This window comes from Gracilibacillus sp. Marseille-QA3620, assembly GCF_054950035.1.
This window is the reverse complement of sequence record NZ_CM143102.1, coordinates 1,598,795-1,620,448: the sequence shown is the minus strand read 5'-3', so window position 1 is coordinate 1,620,448 and position 21,654 is coordinate 1,598,795. Positions and strand designations below refer to the sequence as shown.

The 21,654-nt window shown below is 41.1% G+C and carries 25 protein-coding genes; 10 read left to right on the top strand and 15 right to left on the bottom strand.

Annotation, left to right across the window (positions count from 1 at the left end; all coding sequences use genetic code 11):
- Positions 1-37 precede the first annotated feature (37 nt).
- On the top strand, positions 38-901 hold the full coding sequence (locus ACY8DX_RS08195; protein ID WP_049671309.1) for an EamA family transporter: 864 nt from the start codon (positions 38-40) through the stop codon (positions 899-901).
- 87 nt (positions 902-988) lie between these two features.
- Here ACY8DX_RS08195 and ACY8DX_RS08190 read toward each other — a convergent pair whose 3' ends face one another.
- Together ACY8DX_RS08190 and ACY8DX_RS08185 are read right to left on the bottom strand one after the other, a co-directional pair.
- Positions 989-1,216, bottom strand: a complete 228-nt coding sequence (locus ACY8DX_RS08190) for a hypothetical protein (protein ID WP_462406527.1) — start codon at positions 1,214-1,216, stop codon at positions 989-991.
- Between the two features lie 179 nt (positions 1,217-1,395).
- Complete coding sequence (locus tag ACY8DX_RS08185; RefSeq protein ID WP_049671311.1) at positions 1,396-2,052, bottom strand: response regulator transcription factor; 657 nt, start codon at positions 2,050-2,052, stop codon at positions 1,396-1,398.
- Positions 2,053-2,319: 267 nt separating this feature from the next.
- Between ACY8DX_RS08185 and ACY8DX_RS08180 the strand changes: the two genes are divergently transcribed.
- Positions 2,320-3,621 carry an NCS2 family permease gene (locus ACY8DX_RS08180; protein WP_462406526.1) on the top strand — a complete coding sequence of 434 codons (1,302 nt, stop codon included), beginning with the start codon at positions 2,320-2,322 and terminating at the stop codon, positions 3,619-3,621.
- 35 nt (positions 3,622-3,656) lie between these two features.
- On the opposite strand, the gene ACY8DX_RS08175 is transcribed toward ACY8DX_RS08180, so the two are convergent.
- On the bottom strand, positions 3,657-5,423 hold the full coding sequence (locus tag ACY8DX_RS08175) for an ABC transporter ATP-binding protein (RefSeq protein WP_462406525.1): 1,767 nt from the start codon (positions 5,421-5,423) through the stop codon (positions 3,657-3,659).
- Between the two features lie 223 nt (positions 5,424-5,646).
- Between ACY8DX_RS08175 and ACY8DX_RS08170 the strand changes: the two genes are divergently transcribed.
- The 3 genes from ACY8DX_RS08170 (at position 5,647) to ACY8DX_RS08160 (ending at position 9,614) form a co-directional block, all read left to right on the top strand.
- Complete coding sequence (locus ACY8DX_RS08170; RefSeq protein WP_049671314.1) at positions 5,647-7,371, top strand: ABC transporter ATP-binding protein; 1,725 nt, start codon at positions 5,647-5,649, stop codon at positions 7,369-7,371.
- Positions 7,368-9,212, top strand: coding sequence for an ABC transporter ATP-binding protein (locus tag ACY8DX_RS08165; RefSeq protein ID WP_049671315.1), 1,845 nt, complete (start codon positions 7,368-7,370; stop codon positions 9,210-9,212). Before ACY8DX_RS08170 ends, ACY8DX_RS08165 begins: the two co-directional genes overlap by 4 nt.
- 249 nt (positions 9,213-9,461) lie before the next feature.
- On the top strand, positions 9,462-9,614 hold the full coding sequence (locus ACY8DX_RS08160; RefSeq protein WP_462406524.1) for a hypothetical protein: 153 nt from the start codon (positions 9,462-9,464) through the stop codon (positions 9,612-9,614).
- A gap of 122 nt (positions 9,615-9,736) precedes the next feature.
- Here ACY8DX_RS08160 and ACY8DX_RS08155 read toward each other — a convergent pair whose 3' ends face one another.
- On the bottom strand, positions 9,737-10,267 hold the full coding sequence (locus ACY8DX_RS08155) for an NADPH-dependent FMN reductase (protein WP_049671317.1): 531 nt from the start codon (positions 10,265-10,267) through the stop codon (positions 9,737-9,739).
- A 151-nt stretch (positions 10,268-10,418) separates the two neighbouring features.
- Complete coding sequence (locus ACY8DX_RS08150) at positions 10,419-10,706, bottom strand: GNAT family N-acetyltransferase (RefSeq protein WP_053103758.1); 288 nt, start codon at positions 10,704-10,706, stop codon at positions 10,419-10,421.
- Between the two features lie 280 nt (positions 10,707-10,986).
- Here ACY8DX_RS08150 and hemH point away from each other — a divergent pair, with 280 nt between their 5' ends.
- Positions 10,987-11,955 carry a ferrochelatase gene (hemH, locus tag ACY8DX_RS08145; protein WP_049671318.1) on the top strand — a complete coding sequence of 323 codons (969 nt, stop codon included), beginning with the start codon at positions 10,987-10,989 and terminating at the stop codon, positions 11,953-11,955.
- A gap of 35 nt (positions 11,956-11,990) precedes the next feature.
- On the opposite strand, the gene ACY8DX_RS08140 is transcribed toward hemH, so the two are convergent.
- The gene (locus ACY8DX_RS08140) at positions 11,991-12,503 is read right to left on the bottom strand and encodes a GNAT family N-acetyltransferase (RefSeq protein ID WP_049671319.1); all 513 of its coding nucleotides are present in this window, start codon (positions 12,501-12,503) and stop codon (positions 11,991-11,993) included.
- Positions 12,504-12,771: 268 nt separating this feature from the next.
- Here ACY8DX_RS08140 and ACY8DX_RS08135 point away from each other — a divergent pair, with 268 nt between their 5' ends.
- A complete protein-coding gene (locus ACY8DX_RS08135; protein ID WP_049671320.1) occupies positions 12,772-12,963 on the top strand; it encodes a hypothetical protein in 192 nt (63 codons plus the stop codon).
- A gap of 60 nt (positions 12,964-13,023) precedes the next feature.
- On the opposite strand, the gene ACY8DX_RS08130 is transcribed toward ACY8DX_RS08135, so the two are convergent.
- Together ACY8DX_RS08130 and ACY8DX_RS08125 are read right to left on the bottom strand one after the other, a co-directional pair.
- Complete coding sequence (locus ACY8DX_RS08130) at positions 13,024-13,482, bottom strand: threonine/serine exporter family protein (protein ID WP_049671321.1); 459 nt, start codon at positions 13,480-13,482, stop codon at positions 13,024-13,026.
- 12 nt (positions 13,483-13,494) lie between these two features.
- Entirely contained in the window at positions 13,495-14,280 is a 786-nt protein-coding gene (locus ACY8DX_RS08125; RefSeq protein ID WP_231589525.1) for a threonine/serine exporter family protein, read from the bottom strand.
- A gap of 152 nt (positions 14,281-14,432) precedes the next feature.
- Between ACY8DX_RS08125 and ACY8DX_RS08120 the strand changes: the two genes are divergently transcribed.
- Positions 14,433-15,404 carry an exonuclease domain-containing protein gene (locus ACY8DX_RS08120; protein WP_049671323.1) on the top strand — a complete coding sequence of 324 codons (972 nt, stop codon included), beginning with the start codon at positions 14,433-14,435 and terminating at the stop codon, positions 15,402-15,404.
- A 51-nt stretch (positions 15,405-15,455) separates the two neighbouring features.
- Here ACY8DX_RS08120 and ACY8DX_RS08115 read toward each other — a convergent pair whose 3' ends face one another.
- The 3 genes from ACY8DX_RS08115 to ACY8DX_RS08105 all read right to left on the bottom strand — a co-directional run bounded on the left by ACY8DX_RS08115 (position 15,456) and on the right by ACY8DX_RS08105 (position 16,298).
- The gene (locus tag ACY8DX_RS08115) at positions 15,456-15,773 is read right to left on the bottom strand and encodes a thioredoxin family protein (RefSeq protein ID WP_049671324.1); all 318 of its coding nucleotides are present in this window, start codon (positions 15,771-15,773) and stop codon (positions 15,456-15,458) included.
- A 69-nt stretch (positions 15,774-15,842) separates the two neighbouring features.
- Positions 15,843-16,145: a hypothetical protein gene (locus ACY8DX_RS08110; RefSeq protein ID WP_462406523.1), complete on the bottom strand. Its 303-nt coding sequence runs from the start codon at positions 16,143-16,145 to the stop codon at positions 15,843-15,845.
- A gap of 15 nt (positions 16,146-16,160) precedes the next feature.
- Positions 16,161-16,298, bottom strand: a complete 138-nt coding sequence (locus ACY8DX_RS08105) for a hypothetical protein (protein WP_462406522.1) — start codon at positions 16,296-16,298, stop codon at positions 16,161-16,163.
- A gap of 194 nt (positions 16,299-16,492) precedes the next feature.
- Here ACY8DX_RS08105 and yfkAB point away from each other — a divergent pair, with 194 nt between their 5' ends.
- The gene (gene yfkAB, locus ACY8DX_RS08100; RefSeq protein ID WP_462406521.1) at positions 16,493-17,620 is read left to right on the top strand and encodes a radical SAM/CxCxxxxC motif protein YfkAB; all 1,128 of its coding nucleotides are present in this window, start codon (positions 16,493-16,495) and stop codon (positions 17,618-17,620) included.
- 45 nt (positions 17,621-17,665) lie between these two features.
- Here yfkAB and ACY8DX_RS08095 read toward each other — a convergent pair whose 3' ends face one another.
- Both ACY8DX_RS08095 and ACY8DX_RS08090 read right to left on the bottom strand, forming a co-directional pair.
- On the bottom strand, positions 17,666-18,889 hold the full coding sequence (locus ACY8DX_RS08095; RefSeq protein ID WP_462406874.1) for an ISL3 family transposase: 1,224 nt from the start codon (positions 18,887-18,889) through the stop codon (positions 17,666-17,668).
- Between the two features lie 169 nt (positions 18,890-19,058).
- Entirely contained in the window at positions 19,059-19,610 is a 552-nt protein-coding gene (locus tag ACY8DX_RS08090; protein WP_082197134.1) for a phage tail tip lysozyme, read from the bottom strand.
- A gap of 321 nt (positions 19,611-19,931) precedes the next feature.
- Between ACY8DX_RS08090 and ACY8DX_RS08085 the strand changes: the two genes are divergently transcribed.
- Complete coding sequence (locus tag ACY8DX_RS08085; RefSeq protein ID WP_462406520.1) at positions 19,932-20,168, top strand: hypothetical protein; 237 nt, start codon at positions 19,932-19,934, stop codon at positions 20,166-20,168.
- A gap of 149 nt (positions 20,169-20,317) precedes the next feature.
- On the opposite strand, the gene ACY8DX_RS08080 is transcribed toward ACY8DX_RS08085, so the two are convergent.
- Positions 20,318-20,797 carry a DinB family protein gene (locus ACY8DX_RS08080; protein WP_049671328.1) on the bottom strand — a complete coding sequence of 160 codons (480 nt, stop codon included), beginning with the start codon at positions 20,795-20,797 and terminating at the stop codon, positions 20,318-20,320.
- A 149-nt stretch (positions 20,798-20,946) separates the two neighbouring features.
- Positions 20,947-21,465, bottom strand: a complete 519-nt coding sequence (lepB, locus tag ACY8DX_RS08075; RefSeq protein WP_082197135.1) for a signal peptidase I — start codon at positions 21,463-21,465, stop codon at positions 20,947-20,949.
- Positions 21,466-21,654: the final 189 nt, after the last annotated feature.

Genomic DNA, 21,654 nt, shown 5'->3' with positions numbered 1-21,654 from the left:
ATATGGGCAAATCAAAAGAAAAAGAGATGATTCAAAGATGACTATTATACTCGCCCTCCTGGCAGCAATCTTTGCCGCATTAACCTCCATTCTCGCCAAAATCGGGATAACAAATGTGGATTCCAATTTAGGGACAGCCATCCGGACAATCGTTGTCCTCATCATGGCTGCCATTGTGGTTCTCATTACGGACACTTGGCATACAATAGGTTCCATATCAATCAAGTCATGGATTTTCATTGTTCTCTCAGGCTTGACGACAGGCTTATCATGGCTATGCTTCTTTAAGGCTATCCAGCTAGGGGATGTCTCCAAGGTGGTGCCAATCGATAAATCAAGTATCGTCTTAACGATAATCCTTTCCTTTATCATCCTTAGAGAGCCGCTGACTCCGATGGTCGTCATAGGAGGCTTGCTGATTAGTGCAGGAACCTTCATCTTAATTGGAAAAACAAAAACGGCCAAAAAGAAAGGGCATTTGAAGCAGTCATACATATTTCTTGCGTTGTTGTCTGCGGTTTTTGCTGCCTTGACAAGTATACTGGCCAAGATTGGGATTGAGAATGTCGATTCAAATCTAGCGACATTTATTCGGACGATTGTCATTCTGTTCTTTGCATGGGGCATTGTCTTCTGGCAGGGGACTTACCGAGAGCTGAAGACTGTCTCTAAGAAGTCTTTCCTTTTCCTCATCCTGTCAGGTGCTGCAACGGGTTTATCATGGTTATGCTATTTCGGGGCTATTTCGATTGGTAAAGTATCCATCGTTGCACCTATTGATAAATTCAGTACAGTATTAACAATCATTCTTGGCGTCCTTCTATTAAAGGAAAAGCTTTCAAGGAATACAATAATTGGCGGTCTAGTTATTACGGCAGGCACCCTCTGTCTCATTGTATAAATCACACACAAAAACCCCCTTGGTTAAAGAATAGATTCCTTATTCCCAAGGGGGTTTGCTAAAATATATAGAAAGATTATTATTCATTTACAGCATTACTTCTCTTCCTGAAAGCTGTTCATATTCTCTAGCTACATACTCTTGTCCTTTGTCAAATTCCTGCAGCAGCCTCTTCAATTGCTTGGCTCTTTTGTATTCTTTAATTTTCCGTTGATAGACATCCGATGTAATGGAGTGGTCAACCATTCGTTCCGCTTTTAAAATTTCAATGCCGATCATACTTTTCAAACCTGTGCTGGTTATGTGTTTTTCCATCAAAATCACCTCTAAAACATTACTTCATAAATTTCACTTCTCTATATTAGCATAATGTTTTTGCGATTTTGGGATACTAACAAAATTGTTAGAACAAGCCGTTTGATTGTTATATAAGCACTTGAAAGCAATCTATACTGCTCATGTATGCTTATCCATCTTAAAAGGCATAAACCACCTTAATATTCCCGAATCTCATAGCCGACATTTTTGATAGTGCTGATGAATTCCCTGCCAAGCTTTCGTCTAATTCGATTGATGGTTGTATTAATAATATCCTCACTCATTTCACCATGTTCGGACCAAATGGCTTCCCATAATTCTTTCTTCGTGACAATTTGATGCTTATGGTCAAGGAGATACGTTAATACTTGCATTGGAATCTTGGATAGTGACTCAATTGAACCATCCTTCAAGGTGATAGTCCCCTTTAACGGTTCAATTTTATGACCAGCATGTATGTATTCGTGGCTCTTTCTCACTGTATTATCCATCAAATTCTTAATGTTTAAGACTAGTTCTTTATAACTGAATGGTTTCGTGAAATAAAGGAGAGCCCCCTCTTGTAGACCTCTTAACCTAGCATCCGATGAATCTGCGCCCGTCACAAGAATAAATGGGATATTTTTCTTGCTTCTAATAATGGAGGCTGCTTCGAGTCCATCTATGATAGCCCCGTGAATAGTGATGTCAAATATTAAAAGGTCATAGTCATGTTCCTCACAAGCCTTGATTGCTTCTTCAGGATCATCAAAATCATCCACCTTGTATCCTTGAAGTTCGAGTCTTTTTTTCAGAACCGTTCGTGCTACTGGCTCATCCTCCAATATTAACATTCTTATGGCAAATCACCTCTAACTTATTCCCTCTATACTTTCTTACTATAATATATATCGTGTGTTTTTAAAAGTAGTACTGAATGAATCCATTAACCATAATTGGAAAAAAATAATAACCTGTATATATCTACGTTGCTACTGGAAATATATTCTCAAGGTGTTTTTCTTCTATTCTGGGTTGAAATTTCCCCCAATAGCGAATAATATATTAAGGGTCGTCACAAACGTTCGTGTTTGACGAAATTATATTTGGAGGTTTCCATTTTGCTTGAACAATTCTTTTCACTTTCAAAACATCAAACATCTGTGAAAACGGAAATTTTGGCAGGAATTACCACATTCTTCACGATGGTCTATATTATCATTGTTAACCCGGCGATTTTATCCGCTTCCGGGATTCCGTTTGAGCAAGTATTTATGGCAACGATCATTTCAGCTGTTGCCGGTACGCTCATTATGGGTTTATTCGCCAAATATCCAATTGCTATTGCACCAGGCATGGGGTTGAACGCCTACTTTGCCACAGTAGCTGGAACAAACGGATTAAGCTATCAAATCATCCTTGGAACAGTATTTATTGCTGGTATCCTCTTTTTACTGCTTAGCTTCAGCCGACTGCGGGAGCTGATTATCCTTTCCATTCCTCCATCCATTAAATATGGAATTTCTGCTGGGATTGGGTTATTCATTGCTTTCTTAGGACTGCGACAAGCACAGATTTTTGTTGCTAACGAAAGTAACTTGGTCGGCCTTGGCGATTTAACAGCACCTATGCCGCTCTTAACCATCGCTGGATTGTTGATTACGCTGCTTCTTATGGTCCGAAAAGTCCCAGGAGCTCTCTTTATCGGAATGATCATCACGGCTGTAATTGGTTATTTTACTGGTATGCTGAACCTGACTGGATCTGATTTGATTCCTTCCCTGCCTCCTATGCCCGTATTCTTTGATATGGATTTGGCTGGGGTATTCTCAAATGGTTTGTATTCTGTCGTCTTCTCCTTCTTGCTTGTTACCATCTTTGATACGACAGGAACAATGGTAGCCGTATCTGAACAAGCGGGACTCATGAAGGACGGAAATCTGCCGCGAGCAAAGCAGGCCTTCCTTGGCGATTCCATTGCCACTACGCTTGGAGCAGCATTTGGTACAAGTCCTTCAACAGCCTATGTTGAATCCTCTGCGGGTGTTGCTGCAGGTGGACGAACTGGATTAACAGCTGTTACAGTTGCTTGCCTGTTTGTTGTGGCTATGTTCTTCTCGCCATTTATTTCAGCTATTTCTAGCTTAGCTGCCATCACGTCACCCGTCTTAATTATTGTCGGCTGCTTCATGATGGGTAGCCTTGCGAAGATTAACTGGGCTGAATTTGACGAAGCCTTTACCGCTTTTCTCATTATCTTAGCTATGCCTTTAACCTCAAGCATTTCAACTGGAATCGCATTTGGGTTTATCCTTTATCCATTACTTAAATTGTTCGGTGGAAAAGGAAGAGAAGTACCACCGCTCATCTATGTGTTTGGTATTTTATTCATCATTCAATTAATTTGGTTCCCTGCCCATTAAGAAATGAAAAAAGCTCTAATCCGCCACTAGGTAGATTAGAGCTTTTTTTCATTCAACTCATCATTCAACTTAAACTGTCTATTGGCAAATTTACGATAAAGCTCATGAGTTTCCATTAGTTCACGATGGGTTCCCATTCCTGTTATCCGCCCCTTCTCGAGAAAGATGAGTTTATCTGCATCTATCACGGTCGAAAGACGATGGGCAATAATCACCGTTGTCCGGCCCTCCATTAGCTTCTCCAACGCTTGCTGAACCAGCTGTTCGGATTCACTGTCCAGGCTGGACGTCGCTTCATCAAGCATCAAGAGGCTTGGATTGCGAAGAAGCGCTCTGGCAATCGCAATTCTTTGCCTCTGTCCCCCAGAAAGCTTCAGCCCTCGTTCACCAACCTCTGTATCGAATTGAAGAGGAAGCTCCTCAATAAACCCTAAAGCATTGGCCATCCTTGCCACATTGACCAGCTCCTCATTATCGACCGCACGATCAACACCATAGCAAATATTATCACGAATGGTCCCGCCAAGAAGCGGACTTTCCTGGGATACATAGCCAATATGACTTCTCCACGAATGAAGAGAATAATCCGTAATCAAATGATCACCGATAAGAATCTCACCCTTTGAAGGCTGATAATATCGCTCCAGCAATTTGAAAAGTGTCGTTTTTCCGCTCCCGCTGGGCCCTACGATAGCCGTAACTTTTCCTGCTTCAACAGATGCATCAATGTTTTGTAAAATAGGTTCCTCTTCTGAATACCCAAAGGAAATATTCTGAAGAGTAATGGTTCGATCAGCCTTTTTCAGTTCTAACCCTTCCGTCAGTGCTTCCTCTTCTTCATTTAAGATTTCGATAATTCGGCTTGTGGCACCAATGGATTTCTGTAATTGAGTAAAGAAGGTCGTAATTTGCCCCATTGGCATAATGATCTGAAACAAATACAAAATAAAAGCGACCAATGAACCTGCCGTAATCAATCCGCTGGAGACCTGCATCCCCCCGTAACCAATAACACCGACCAATGCGGCCATTAAAACAAGCGTAATAATCGGTGATACAAGGGCAAGAACCTTAGCCTCCTTTTTCCCAAGATTGAACAGCCGTTTGATTCCTTTCTTTCCCCGCTCTATTTCGACCCTTTCAGCGTTTGATGCCTTCACTAGCTTTATCTCTGGCAGAACCTCATTCAATACTCCTGTAAAAATACCCGTCTCTTTTTGCGTTTCCTTAGAGATTCGAAGCATAAATCTTCCAATGGGAATCAAAATAGCAGCTGCAATAGGGAATACAATAAAGATTAATAAGGTCAGTCTCCAGTTCATGACAAATAAAATGATAATGGACCCAAGGACAGAAATAATCCCTGTTACAGCTCCAATTAAATGAGTTGTAATCAATTCTTTAACGACCATCGTATCATTTGTCATTCGGCTGATCATCTCGCCTGAACCTACCTTGTCTGAGAAGGATACGGGCAGCCTCATTAATTTTTGGTAAAGAAGTTCTCTTAAGCCAGCGATAATCCTTTGCCCATTGAGACCAAGCACATAGGTCGAATACGCATTCAGGATTGCTTGAATGAGGAAAACGGCGATAATTCCGATAACCTGAACTTTTGATAGAGACGACATACTGAAGCCGTCGACAAGGTTCTTCGTCAGGATAGGGATGGTTAATCCCACAATGGTCGTCATGATGCTCAATAGGAGAGCAATCCCTAGTTGACTATATGATGGATTAGATTGATGAATCAGCCGGACGAAACGGCGATAATTTCCTTTATAGCTCTTTTCCTTTTTCACGTATATTTATTTCTCCTTTCTTTCCAAAGACTAAAAAACTCAACCATTCTTCTTCAATCATTATACCTCTTAATAGACGAAATCGACTGCTTTATGCCAATCCTGACCAGCTTCTTTTTTTCAGGATACCAGGCTCGTATCCTGCACAAACTGACTATACTCTGAAGCAGTTCGTCTTAAACGATTGGGACGAACTGCCATTATCAATAGGGAGCTGAGAGAGGTGCGGAAATTATTTCGTTATTTGACTTCATTTAAAGGCCCCATTGCTTTCGTTATTGGGCTCGTATTTATCCAATCCATGGCCGAGCTTTACCTACCCACATTAATGGCCAAAATTATTGATACTGGTGTAGTGAAGCATGATATCCCCTTCATCTGGAAGATCGGGGGCCTCATGATTGCTGTCGCGCTCGCTGGAACCATTTGTTCTGTCAGTGCCAGTTATTTCAGCGCAAGGATTGCCATGTCTTTCGGGAAAATGCTGCGCTCTAAGGTGTTTACCCATATAGAAGGATTTTCTTTGCATGAATTTGGAACTGTCGGGACCGCTTCCTTGATCACAAGGACGACCAACGATATCATCCAAATCCAGGTCGTCTTAAATATGTTGCTTCGCATGATGATTTCCGCTCCGTTAATGGCTATTGGCGGTATTATCATGGCTGTCTCCGTTAACCCCGGACTCTCCATCGTTATCGTTGTCTCTGTTCCCATCCTGATTATTGGTATCGCCCTTGTCATTTGGCGGGGGGTCCCGCTCTTTAAAAAGGTACAGGTACGGTTAGATGCAGTAAATCGAGTGCTGAGAGAGGGACTTACAGGAGTACGGGTTATCCGTTCCTTTAATCGCATTGATTACGAAAAGCAGCGTTTTGGGCAGGTAAATGCCCTTTTGCGCGACACAACCATTAAGGTTAACAAGTTAATTGCCGTCCTTATGCCCTTTATGATGCTTGTCATGAACTTTACAACAATCGCCATTGTTTGGTTTGGTGCAGTAAGGATTAATGCAGGGGATATGATGGTCGGAGATCTCATGGCTTTTATGCAATATGCCATGCAAATTATGTTCTCCATGATTATGCTTTCCATGATGTTTGTCTTGATCCCCCGGGCATCTGCATCTGCCGCAAGGATCAATGAAGTGCTTGCCATTCACCCAAGCATCCAGGAAACCCCCTCAGCTCATGATAGCAGCATGCTAGGCACCATCGAGTTTAAAGATGTCAGCTTCTATTATCCCGGTGCGGAAAAACCAGCCTTAAAGAATCTTTCCTTCAAGGCTTTCCCGGGTGAAGTAACGGCTATCATCGGGGGCACCGGCTCAGGTAAATCCTCGCTGCTGAAATTAATCCCGCGCTTTTATGAACCAACTCAAGGTTCCATCCTTATTGATGGTGTACCGGTAAAGGATTATCCGTTGGATGCCCTGCGGAACAAAATCGGACTTGTCCCGCAAAAAGCTGTCCTTTTCACAGGCACTGTCAAGGATAACATCCGGTTTGGCAATGAGATGGCTGCCGATGAAGACGTCATTCATGCCGCAAAGGTAGCTCAAGCCTATGACTTTATCACCGCAATGAACGAGGGATTTGATAGTCCGATTTCACAAGGAGGCACCAATGTGTCTGGCGGGCAAAAACAACGTTTATCGATTGCAAGGGCTCTTGTCAGAAATCCTGAGATCTACCTTTTCGATGACAGCTTCTCTGCACTTGATTTCAAAACAGATGCCAAACTTCGTAAAGCTTTAAAAGAAGTCACGGAACATTCTACTGTACTGCTCGTTGCTCAGCGTGTATCCACTGTAATGGATGCAGATCGCATTATTGTGCTGGACGAAGGTAACGTGATGGGCATTGGGACACATGAGGAGCTGCTGCATACAAATAAAACCTATCAAGAAATCGTCAAATCCCAGTTATCTGAGGAGGAGATAGCATGAGCAAGATGACTAAACGTCAAGCAAATCCAAGCTTTGGCCCGCGGGGAGGACCCGGTGCACCCATTCAGAAGGCGAAGGACTTCAAAGGGACGTTCAAGCGATTGATTGGCTATTTAGCTCCATATAAATGGAGGCTTGCAGCTGTTTTCGGTACAGCTGTTCTCAGTACACTCTTTACGATTATCGGACCAAAAATCCTTGGTAAGGCGACTACAAAGATCTTTGAGGGTATTGTATTGAAAATGAACGGAGTCCCGGGTGCTGGAATTGATTTCAACTATATAGCCCGCATTCTCGTCCTATTAGGCTTTCTCTATTTATTTAGTTCCCTTTTCACCTTCATACAAGGTTTCATCATGGCAAGCGTTGCCCAAAAAACTGTATTCCAGCTGCGGAAAGAAGCTGAGGCAAAAATCAGCCGACTTCCATTAAAGTACTTTGACAGCACGACAACAGGAGAAACATTAAGCCGTGTCGTCAATGATGTAGATAATATCAGTACAACCCTCCAGCAAAGCTTAACGCAGATTATTACGAGTGTGGTCACCATCATTGGTGTGATTATCATGATGCTCTCAATCAGTGTAACGATGACCCTCATTTTACTGCTGACACTGCCGCTGAGCGGGATTATTGCCGTACTTGTCGCCAAAAAGTCACAAGGCTATTTTGGAGCCCAGCAGAAGGTTCTTGGACAACTAAATGGGCATGTTGAAGAAATCTATACCGGACATGAGGTTGTCAAAGCATTTGGCCAGGAACAAAAGGCTATTGAAGAATTTGACGAAATCAATGAGCAGCTCTATCAATCCTCATGGAAAGCTCAATTCATTTCAGGCGCTATTATGCCGCTCATGCAGTTTGTCAATAATCTTGGTTATGTCCTAATCTGTGTCGTTGGCGGTGTCTTCGTAGCTAACGGCAGAATAACCGTTGGTGACATCCAGGCATTCATTCAATACGCGCGTCAATTCTCTCAGCCCATCACGCAAACAGCCAACATCGCCAACATCCTTCAATCAACGATTGCATCGGCTGAAAGAGTATTTGAGCTGTTAGACGAACAAGAAGAAGAGGCAGAATCAGAAAAACCAATTTCTCTCGAGCATCCTAAGGGATATGTGACATTCGAGAATGTTGATTTCGGGTATAAATCTGATCATTTGCTCATTAAGAACATGAATATTACCGTTACACCGGGGCAGAAGGTTGCTATTGTCGGACCAACCGGCGCTGGAAAGACAACCCTCATCAATTTATTGATGCGTTTTTATGAAATTCAAGGCGGTGCGATACGAATTGACGGTGTCAATATTAAGGATATGAAACGTTCCGAACTTCACAGCCTATTTGGAATGGTTCTCCAAGATACATGGCTTTTCAACGGAACGATTGCTGAGAATATCGCATATGGCCGAATCGGTGCCACAGATGAGGAAATCATCGAGGCGGCTAAAGCCGCTCATGCCGACCATTTCATCCGTACTCTTCCAGAGGGATTTGAGACCGTTTTAAATGAGGAAGCCACCAATATTTCACAGGGACAAAAACAACTGCTTACGATAGCCAGGGCCATTCTCGCCAACCCGGCCATTCTTATTCTAGATGAAGCCACTTCCAGTGTGGATACAAGAACTGAACTCTTTATCCAAAGAGCCATGAATCGACTGATGGAAGACCGGACAAGCTTTGTCATTGCCCATCGATTGTCCACCATTAAGGATGCCGACCTTATATTGGTCATGAATAAAGGAACGGTAATCGAACAAGGGACACATGATGATCTTCTGGCCCAAAATGGCTTTTACGCCGACCTTTATAACAGCCAGTTTGCCAGCTGAATAATAAAGAAAAACACAGAGTCCAAACCGATTGCCCCACTATATGTCTAATAAGGGTGCATTTCAATATGGCTCTGTGTTTTTTTTTAGAATATCAAAGGATTAGCGAAAAAAATATAATTATCAGAAATATTTGCATGTTTTAAAATTTGTGATGAATCCCATAATTATTTATGATATTATATTAATATACAAAATATCGTGAGGAAGGTGAATGATTTGCGTTCAAACAAAATGTACAACCAAATAATGAATGAACTGCGAATCAATTATCAAAACTATTATGACTTTCATACGATTTCGATGAATGATTTCAATAAACGGCGAACATCATTAATCCTGCGATTACGAACAGCTGCGCATGAAAATGAAGCTCAAATGAGCAAACAGCAGCAAGGCTAACGTTTACTCCGCTGTTCAAAATAAAGCGCCATTCATTCATTGCCGCCAGCAAAAAAACTTGGTTGTGCACACCAAGTTTTTTCCCGCTATCTCACTATTATTTTTCGAGTGTTAGCACCGTTCTAATACAATTTCTTTAAATCAATTAGCTCCTTCGCCAGCTTTACAATTCGTTCTTTTTCTTCCACATTGATGATTTCATTATTCGGTCCAAAGCAAGAGGTATGCAAGAATACATTATTCAATGGCAAAATAGCTTTGAAATAAGAAAGAATAGGCTTTAGTTGATATTCACTCATAAGAAAATGCTTTTCTGATCCCCCGTTTGTCACGATTCCCGCTACTTTCCCTTTAAAGCAATTCGGTGCGAGATGATCAAAGACATTCTTTAGAACACCAGGGATGGAAGCTTGATAAATCGGTGTTCCTATCACGAGCACATCTGCTTCATTAATCTTGTTTACAACATCCTGTGTGTCTTGATTATATTCTGCGAAGGGGATACCGCGGACAAATTCAACCTCATAATCGCGTAAATCAACCATTTCCGTCTCTACATTCTCATCATATTGATTGATGGCTGCTAAAACCTCTTCCACTGATTTTGCTGTTTTAGAACCAATAATTGCCCCAGATAAACCAACTGCTTTCATTTCTTCTTCATCCTCCTACGACCTATGTACATTTCCCAATCATGCTAATCGATATTTTTATCATACGACGGGAAAAGGAGAATATCCACTATTCAGCTTTTTTGTCGAAACAAAAAGACCCCTATCTAATCCTTACGAACTAGATAGGAGCCTAAAAGCCTGTTATCAAAACATCCTTATATTTCGCATCACTTTCCAAAATCATCTTCGCAAACGGGCAAACAGGAATGATTTGCATCTGTTCTGCACGAGCATATTTCACTACACGATTGATTAATTCACGCCCTAGCCCCCTGCCTCTATATTTGTCGGCTACAAGTGTGTGATTAATCAAGATAACCTCCTTATGATCGCGCTCCCTAACACAAGGGACAAATTCCAATTGAGCGACGATGTTTCCATCCATCGCAATATAAAATTCTGTTTTTGTATCAGCCATTCGCTTCACCTTCCCGCAAATGATTGCCCGTGTTCTGATTTCCTCTAATTCACCAGTTATCTGGTCTTATTTGACCATATGTTTTTCTCCACCTGTTTATTCCTACTGTTTTAAATAAAATACCTATATGTTATGTATACCCTTCACCTTACAGGCAAAACGCATAAATAGGTAAAATTACCTATTTAATCATCATTCAAACTTCTTATTTTAGCGCCCGTAGAAACAATTATGCTAAAATAATATTATCAAACTGATATTCTAGCGAGGTGTTTGGCTTATGGATAAGAAAGCTGTCTTATTAGTCAATTTAGGAACACCAGACAAACCAGTCTCATCATCAATCAGACCTTATTTAAAGCAATTTCTTTCAGATCGACGCGTCATCGACCTGCCAAGATGGAAATGGATGCCTATCTTACACGGCTTTATTCTGCCTTCAAGGTCAAAAAGAAATGAATCAGTCTATCAACAAATCTGGACAGATGAGGGATCTCCACTTCTTTATTACAGCATGAAACAACGGGAAGCATTGGAAGAAAAAATCCTAGATAAGAATACAAGAATATCTTTAGCCATGAATTATGGGACCCCCTCTATCTCAGATGAGCTGGAAAAATTACATAAATGGGGAGTTAGAAAATTAATTATACTGCCCCTTTTCCCACAATACTCTTCCACCACAACAGCCTCCGTGTGGGATCATGTGACAAAGGAAATATCTAAGTGGAGGGATATACCTGAGGTGGTGTTCTTGCGGGATTTTGCTAATCATCCATTATGGATTGAATTGCTAAAGAAACGAATTGAAGACGGTGCGAAAGCCTACGGAAAACCAGATGTGATTCTCCTTTCTTATCACGGAATTCCTAAGCGATATACTTTCGGAGGAGATGATTATCCTTATCGATGCCATACGACTGCACAAGCGCTGAAGGATCGGATGCCGGGTATAAATTTCATGATTTCCTATCAGTCAAAATTTGGACAAGAGCCATGGCTTGAACCCTCGACAAGTGAAATATTAATAGATTTGGCCCGTACAGATGTGAAGAATGTCCATGTCATCTCTCCCTGCTTCACAGCTGACTGCCTTGAAACACTTGAGGAGCTTGCGCATGAAAACAAGCAATTGTTCTTGGATAATGGCGGTGAAAGTTATCATTATTTAAGTGCTGCCAATGACGACCCGCTATTCATCGATTGCTTAGCAGATATTATCAAAGGGTATCTGCATCCAACAGCCTAACCGATGAAGCCCGCTGATCGATAGCGGGCTCCAGGCTATATAAGTACATCATCTAAGCTTGACCACCCATAACCAAGCTCCTTCAGTTCCTTACCTGAAATAAGCAGCTTCTCCTGAATGAAGGTCTTTCCACCCATCGCTTCATAAAACCTTTTTGAAGGATTTTCATCTATCACCCACACCATCATATTCTGAAATTTTTCTTTCCTCATTTCTCCCAGCCATTTCTTAACCAACTTCTTCCCTATCCCTTTTCTTTGGTGCTCTTTTAAGAGATAGATGGCATAAAGCTCTCCTTCATAAGGCAATTTTCCGCTTCGTTCCATCCCACCGCTTATGTATCCGATTACTTGGCTGTCTATTTCTGCAACCAGGACAATGGAGGCTGGATTTTCAATGATTCTCCCCCACTTTTTTGCATATTGTTCAGCGGACATGGCCTCCAGATATCTTTTTGGGACGATTCCCTTATACGTTGAATGCCAGCTCTCCACATTCACCCTTGCAATCGAAGGCGCATCTGAGCTATTTGCCTGACGAATTATCATCTCATTCACTTCCTAGATTATGTTTTCATAAACATTTTTTTAAATTCGACAAGATAACGGAAAATCATCCCTTTTCTTCTTTCAATCTTTCTGTATAATTTACAATATATAGAAAAACAGATTTTCATGTCTAACGCTAGTCAACTAATGAAATTAGTATAGCAGATGGCTTCATCACAAATTTGCGTGCTAGATTCATGAACGAGGCAAGGGTCCTTCTTTCTTGCTATTTTGGCAGAGAAGAAACAAGATTAAAGGAGACGTAAAGATGGGTTTGTACAAGCTGGTTAAACAAAAATTATGTACTCACGAATGGCATCGAATTGGCCGGGAAGGTAATTTAATCGTTGGAATCTATTGTCCGAAATGTGATAAAGAAGAATATGTTGCAGAGGAACGCTGGGAAGAATTAAAAGAGATTGAGAAGGTTCGTAAATTATTTAGACAAGGGCAAAACTAGCAGCTATCATATGAACAGCTTGAGTTTCCAAACTGGCCGCTCAAGCTGTTCTCTTGTTTATTAAGCTGCTGTTCTTCGTTTCACTATTCGATACAGACCGAGAATGGATCTGAACAACATATCTGAAATGACAATGCCGCAGGCGATCCCAACCGCACAGTATCCGACATTCAAAAAACCCGTGGCTGCTGCCTCATAATCATGGAGGGTCAATTGTCTAAATGCCTGGAATGCCGAAATACCAGGAACGATTGGAACCAACCCTGGCACATAAAAAACGGTCAACGGCATTTTAAAAATTCTAGCGGCTATTTGCCCGGCAAAGGCCAGCAGCAAGGAGCAAACCACACTTGCCGGGAATACACCGTACCCATTCATGCTTAAGAGAACATATCCCATCCAGCCGAGCATACCTACAATCCCGCCCATCGGGATCGACTTCTTTGGTACATTGCATATAATGGCAAATGAGATGGATGATAGAAAACTAAACACCATATGAAAAACGAGATTTGACATCCTATTTGACTCCTACTGTATGAAAATATAATAAACGGTTGCTATTCCTGTGCCAATCGATCCGGCAATAAAGATTCCCTCTACCATGCGGATGGAGCCCGAAATATAGTGCTTCGCTAAAATGTCCCTAATAGCATTCGTAATGGCTATACCAGGAACAAGGGGTGCCACCGTTCCGATCATGACAGAACTTAAGTGGCTCCCCACCATACTATTGACGATGAAAGCTGCCAGACCGCCCAAAAAGGCTGCTATATATTCCGTAATAAATGGAATTTTCAAGTACCGATAGGCAAGCAAATAAGCCAAATAACAGACTAATCCGCCAATCATGCTTGCTGGCAAATCAATGAAGGTGCCATTCATGATCAGCATAACACTGCCGCTTAGAATGGCTGTAAAAATAAATTTCATCAAGAGGGAATAGCCCATTTGTTCTTTATCGACCATCTGCAATCTTGCGTACACTTCCTCAATAGTCAAAAGGTCTTCTGTAAAGAAACGAGAGATTTGATTTACCTTGGTGATTTTATCAAGATTGTAATCACGGTTATCAATCCGGACAAAACTCGTATTGTGCATATCCGTTTTGACAAAAATCCCATTTAAGGTTATGTAGGTGAAGGTCTCCTCGTTTTGGTTTTTGCAGAGTGCCTTGCACATCATCCTTTCCATCGTATCCTCTACCCTGCTTGTTTCCGCTCCATTTTCCAGCATAATTTTGCCGGCCAAAAGAACAGCCTTTATTAAGCAATCATTCTGATTGGACGCCAAACCCATCACTACTCCACTATTCATTTTATCGATTCTTCATTCATATATTGTACAATAATATGAAAGAAAAGCTAGACTCATTTTCAAGCTCTCCAAACTCTCTCTCTTCCAATACCTGATATAATAGAAGATAATCTAAAAAACCTGTCTAGCGTGACAGCTCTAGGAGGATTTGCGTGGATTTTATTGCGATTGATTTCGAAACAGCCAATCGGTATCCCAATAGCGCTTGCTCACTTGGCATCGTCTATGTGGATAATCAAACCATCAAAGACGAAAAATATTTTCTAATCCGGCCGCCTATCATGAATTTCGATCCTAATCATATACGAGTGCACGGTCTTACAGCTGATGATGTCACACATGCACCTTCTTTTAAGGATGTATGGGAAATAATTAAGGCAGATTTTACGGATACAATGATTATTGCCCATAATGCCTATTTCGATATGAGTGTATTAAAAGCCTGTCTGAAAGAATACCAAATTCCAGTACCTGATATGAGCTATTGCTGCAGTATCCCTATCTCCAATCGTGCTATTAAGGGAGAGCGAGTCAAGCAATCCTTAAAAGAGCGCACAAATTTTTTTGGCATTCAGATAGAGGAGCATCATCATGCTTTAGCAGATGCGAGAGCCTGTGCTGAGCTGGTTCTTAAAAGCATGGAAGCCACTGGTCAGCATTCATTCACAGAATTTCAGCATGCCCATCCAACATTACCAGTTAAGCGATTATCCGAGCTGAAACCAATGAACTCATTCAGTAAAGAGAAAAAAACTGCGGGCAGAAAATTCTCTCAATCAATTAAAATAGGCGATGTCACACCAACGAAAGAAGCAGATGAGTCCAATCTTCTTTATGGGAAGACCTTCGTATTCACGGGCGACCTAGATTCCATGGAACGAATAGAAGCCATGCAGTTGGTTGTCAATTTCGGAGGGATATTAAAATCAAGTGTTAGTAAAAAGACCGATTACCTGATCATTGGAACACAGGATCAAGCATTAGTCAGCGGTAAAGGAATCAGCTCAAAGGAAATCAAGGCTCGTGAACTTCAGGAAAATGGTTCCCCCATCAAAATGCTCGATGAGACACATTTTCTCAGACTCCTTTCTGAAGCTAAGCAATCCAGCTCCATAAAACAATAAGAAGCCTAAAAAAGCACAAGACCGTAAACGGTCTTGTGCTTTCCTATTTCTTCATGCCCATTCATTCAAAAATGCCCGAACCTGATCAGGCGTCTTCGCATGAGCACTATGCAAATGCGCTACTTTTTCTCCATTTTTGTATAGGAGAAGACTTGGAATCCCCATAACATCGTATTGCTCAGCTAGTTCAGGAAATTCATCCTTATCAACCTTATACCATTTCTTATCTGGATGTTCTGCCACAATCTCATCTATAAACATATCAAAACGCTTGCAGTCTGGACACCATGTTGTTGTGAAGATTTCCACTGTTAAGTGATCTTGTGCGATTTGTTCATTAAATTGTTCTACTGACTTTACAACTTCCATTTTCCATTCCTCTCTTTCTAACGAGCTGTACTATTCATTTTACATTAAGTGCTCTAAAAGAGGAATTAATCAATTTGCCTGTTTCTCATCCATTTCATTCAGAGGAATGCCTGTTGATTTCTCAAACTCCTCCAAGGCCTTCTGAATGGTCTTTTCAGAGAGCCCATCAGCCCAGTCTGATATATCTTTGCTGTTCTCCTCATCAGGATTCCCAATATAAATTTGAATGGGCTCTCCTTTATAATCCACCTTCGTCTTTGGCAAGTCATTCTCCGCTGATTCATTCGAACCGGCATAAATGGATGTCCCTGCTGCATAGCCAAGTCCAATGACTAGTAAGAACCCTATCGTGCTCTTCGTAAATCTTCTCAATACGTTCACTCCTTCTTATTCTTCAAGTGATTGAGCAGCTGTTAAAACATCATCAAGCTTTCCTGACACGTCTTTTAATGCTTCGGTCAAATGAACCTTTTCCATCCTTCGCCTTGATAGGATAGAGACGGAACTCCTTACTACCATTTCCATTATCTTCTATAAGCAAACCTATAATCAATGGTCCATTCGATTTGTTACGTTTTTTCACAGGAATGACCTATGATTGACATCAAGCGTATTCTTCCTGTTTCTTTGGCTATTCTATTCAGTTTTGTTTAATTGACATAATTTATCCAAAGTGACCATAATATGGGGTATGAAAATTAACCTTGAGGAGATCGATCATGATTAGTGTTAACAAAGAGGCTCAAGCGGCAATCAGTCCAGATTTTGACCCGTGGGAAGCCTATATGGACGTATCACAATATGGCAAAATGACTCTTTCTAATATAGAGTTCACTACAACAACCCTTTGCAATATGCGCTGTGAGCATTGTGCAGTCGGCTACACCCTGCAGCCGAAAGACCCGAATGCTATTCCGCTGGAACGACTAATTCAAAGACTTGAGGAAATTCCTCATCTACGGTCAATCAGTATTACGGGCGGTGAGCCGATGCTTGCCAAGAAAAGTGTTGAGAACTATGTTGTTCCGTTGCTGAAATATGCAGCCGAGCGAGGTGTCCGTACACAAATCAACTCAAACCTCACACTGCCGCTTGAACGATATGAATCCATCATCCCCTATTTGGATGTATTACACATCTCCCACAATTGGGGAACCATCGATGAATTTGTAGAAGGCGGCTTTGCCATGATGGAGCGAAAACCCACCTATAAACAACGAGAAGCCCTTTTTCAAAATATCATTACGAATTCGATTCAATTGAATAAAGCTGGTGTACTCGTCTCTGCTGAAACGATGCTCAATAAAAGGACGCTTCCCTACTTAGAGAAGATACATAAACAAATAACCGAAGAAATGGGCTGCAGAAGACATGAAATTCATCCAATGTATCCGAGTGATTTCGCTTCTGCACTTGAATCCCTGTCCCTAAATGAAATCCGAAAAGCCATTCACCATTTGCTCGATTGCAGGAAAGAAGAGGTTTGGATGCTCTTTGGTACATTGCCGTTTTATCCATGCAGCAGCAATCAAGAGGATCTCCTCTTATTAGAGCGATTATATGCGAGCAAGAACGTGACCATTCGAAATGATCCTGATGGACGTTCCCGTTTGAACGTTAATATCTTTAGCGGCGAGGTAATCGTGACCGACTTCGGTGATGCCCCTGCTCTTGGGAATATCCTTGAACATTCTTTACCTGAGATTTATCAGAAATGGATGGATACGGAGCTTGCCCGCTCTTTGAATTGCCATTGTCCAGCTGTAAAATGCTTAGGTCCTAATGTTTTGGTCAAAAATGCGTATTATCCGAAGGAAGACTTTCAAACTCGCAAATCTTATTTATAATGGTTCTTTTTCAAGTGTTGGGGTAGAGTCTTTTTGCTCTATCCCTTATCCTAATGAATCGCCGATGTTTTTATATTGATGATGGAGAAGGATTCTCGCGCGGAATCGGGTGAAATTCCGATAGCCAAATCCATTCCGTTTCATGACCTTTGTCAAATTGTTTAAGCCTTCCACAAACCCATTCGAGTAATTGAACTCGAAGCGATTTAAGATTTCTCTTTCCCAGTTTCGATACGTTTGGACTGTCTTGCTCAATTCAGGAATGCCACTCTCTTCTACCTTCTGATAGAACTTGCGAAGTTCTTTCTGCGTCTCCACAATCCCATTTTCTCCATTTTCTTTTGCCTTATAAAACCAAGTATAAAAGGCTTCCTTGAGCTCATACGCTTTCTGGAGCTCAGGGGAAAAGCTGAAGTATCGCTGAAGAAGCCATTGGTCTTTCTCCGTTAATTTATGAGCAGCTTTATGAAAGATATAGCGGGCTTTCTTGCATTTCTTTCGGTCATATTCATGCCACCTGGCCTGTTCCCTCACTCGAACCCGATCCAGCGCCCAATTCATATATCGCACAAAGTGAAAGCTATCCGCCACAATGATGGGACGATCCAACGCCTGTTGAACCGCCGCTTTAAAGGCCTGGCTCATGTCCATGACCACCACTTTCACCTTCGCGCCGTATTGGCGCAAATAGTCCTTGATGGTGTCCTTTCGCCGGTTTGGTAGGATGTCAATTGGCTCGCGAGTCTCGGCATTTGCGATGATGAGCTGGTACTTTTCCTTGCCTGTATTCCCCTTGAATTCATCAATGGCAATCACTTCTGGTAAGGCTGACTTCCCCTTCATGGAGGACGGGACAATGGCATCAAACCGCCGGATGATGGTACTGACGGATGTGTGGTATTGAGCGGCGATTTCCTTGAATGTCTTCGCTTTGATGGCTCGTATTTGTACTTGTTGGTTCCATTCTTTTGAGAAGCGTTGATACCGATCGACAAACGGATTCTGTTCGGCAAACCTTTTCCCGCATTGACAGGCATACCGGCGTTTACGATACTGGAGAATCGTTGGTCGTTCCGCCATTTTCAGATGTCGAACGGACTGGATGCGATAATCATGAACCTTCCCTGTTTTCTCGCCGCATCTTGGACAAATATGCGGGGTCAGGGGCATCTCCACGGTCATTTCAAAAACACCATGATCATTTACCTTGGACTTTATCACCTTAACGTCTTCTAAACCTGGCAATGTTATGTTAAAATTCAAGAGCACACATCTCCTTTTCGACTTGTTTCTCGACAATTCAAGTATAAGAAAAGTGGAGCATGTGTGCTCTTTTTTTATGTCCATTTTTTGTGGACACCCCAACATTTAGTATAGAACCTTTATAATTTGGCCAAAAAAAGCGTTCAACCATTACAGGTTGAACGCTTTTCTGATCTTATAACCAAGAGTTTACGACTTTATAAGCTTGATTATGACGCTTAATATAAGCTGTCGCTTTACCATATTTGGCAAATCCGCCTTCCCCTTTATTATAAGCACTTAAAACGGCTTCACGAAGGGCTGTTCCTTTGTAGCCTTTTTTTGCATACTTTTTTTGAAGGTTGGAAAGCATGTATGTACCCCAGTTCATATTTACCTTTACATTATATGGGCTATTCTTTGTTTTGGTCACTTTTGCTAGGTTCTTATGATTCACTTTATTGATTTGGAACAAACCATAGTTTGAACCGCCTTTAGCCTTTGCTTTGAAATTGCTCTCATGCTTGATGACAGCTAAAGTATGTTTGTAGTTCAATCCTCTTTTTACACAAAGATCATATAAATATTTCTGGTTGGCTTTTGATAGTGGCACTTTACTTGAATACTTGAAGCCTGCTGCTTCTACTGTATTTGTTTTTCCTGGTAAAGCTGTACTTAGGACAAGAGCAACAACAAACATCGAAATGATGAACAGTTTAGTCAGTCTTTTTCTTTGATTGTTTTTCATAGATACTCCTTTTTGTTCGCGTTTTTTTAAACGTCTTGCTTGCTACTCTTGTACTATACCAAAATCATGAGTGAGAAATAAATCAATTCATCAGATTATAACGTTATTGTAAGACTGATGTATTCAATGTAACCTTTATGTAATAAAAGTATATAAATATAAATATACTTGTGGATAAAACAAGAGATTATCTCTAAAAAACTCTATTCACATACCCATTTACTCCCATTCGTGCCATTCATTCTACTAAATCCATCCGTTTAGTTACAGAATGTTAAGGGGATTATATGAAAAGAAGTACTTATGAAGAGGTGATTTGTCATGATGGAATTTATCGTCATTCTACTGCTCGCTGTCTTTATCGGCTATTCTTTCTTTAAAATGAAAAGGAATCATAAAGTACCAAACAATCAATATACTCCCTTTGATTCAGCGATGACAGGCTCCACAGACAAAAAACAGACAGACCCAATCAACGACACAAAGCACAAAATCGCCTACAAAGAAGAGGTCCGCTTGGAGGACTATAATGAAGAGAAAAAGGAGTCTCATAAATAAAAGCATCTGCCTGCATAATCCATGCAGGCAGATGCTTTTTTTCATCACTATGACAATTACAAGACAAAATCAATCGTTCAATAAGTGAATTATGACAGAATAGTAACAAACCACATCATTCGTGCCCTGAAATAGTCCCAGTCTGAATTCTAATCATATACTTTACTAGCAGAAATGGCCCTCTTAATCGCTTGAATGTTTCCTAAATGAATTCCTTCATGATGGATGGTCCTGACCAACACTTGAGCAATTGTGTGGATACCTGATTCAGTAGTAGGATATTGTTCCTCCAGCCGCTCCCCATATAAATCACGAATCATAAACGGCTGAATGGCAAGCAGTCTTTTTAAATAATCCAAGCTTGGAATCTCTTCTTCCCAATCCAGAGGACTTGTACCAAATCCAAACCATTTAATGAAATTCCTTGGCATGACAATCTCTTCCTTCGTTAAATGCTGGATCCATAAATATTGATTCACATATACATGTCCCATATGCCAACGGATATTATCCTGATACCCCTCAGGAATAACATCCGCCTCCTCTTCCCCAATGACCGAAACCGCTTCCAAAAACTCATGCCGATAATCAGCTAGCTGCTTAATCAGAACTTCATGCCTTTTTAGCATACTTCATCCCTCCAAAGCTCTTAATAGTATTTATGATTCTCCGAAAGAATGCATTTCCCTTCAGACTTTATGATTAATTATCCGCTGTGAACTATTTATATAGAAGAAACTCGGTATTATCCACCCATCCACCTTCGAAAACAATGTTTTTACTGAATGACCCGCATATTTCGAAAAGGATAGAAAACAACTTTTCCTTTCCCAATAATCCGATCTTCGTGAATAAATCCAAGCCCATTCCTGCTATCCATACTCACCATCCGATTATCTCCCATTACAAAGTAACTCTGCTCTGGTACAAGTATAGGAGAAAGATCCCCCGTACCAGTTTCGTTGAGGTATGCTTCCTTCCATTTCTCATCATTGATATATAATTCATCCTCTTTCACTTCAACCTTGTCACCTGGCAGCCCAATCACTCTCTTTACATATCGTTCATAGCCATTTCCTTTTATCACAACAATCTCTCCGCGGCTAAAGGCAGCATCTCCTATACTGGGTGTTACAAGAATTCTCTCCTGATGGTGCAAAGTAGGCTCCATAGAAAGTCCATCCACTTTATAAGGCGTCAAAATATATGTCCGTACGATCAGTATCAGAAGAATGGCAACAGTCAGTGTCTTAATCCAGCTCCAAGCACCAGCAAACAGACTTTGATTTTTCTCGATTTAATCCTCATCCCCTTTCCAGCCGTTCTTCTGTTCACCTTTATTTTAATTTATCTCTGTATCTTTGTTTGTCGAATTCTAAGAACAGACATAAACTAATCCCCGCAACAAAGATGGCCAAAAAGCGATATATCGAGTTTCTTCTATAAATATATAAACTGATATATAAATATGAAGGGAAAATTTCTA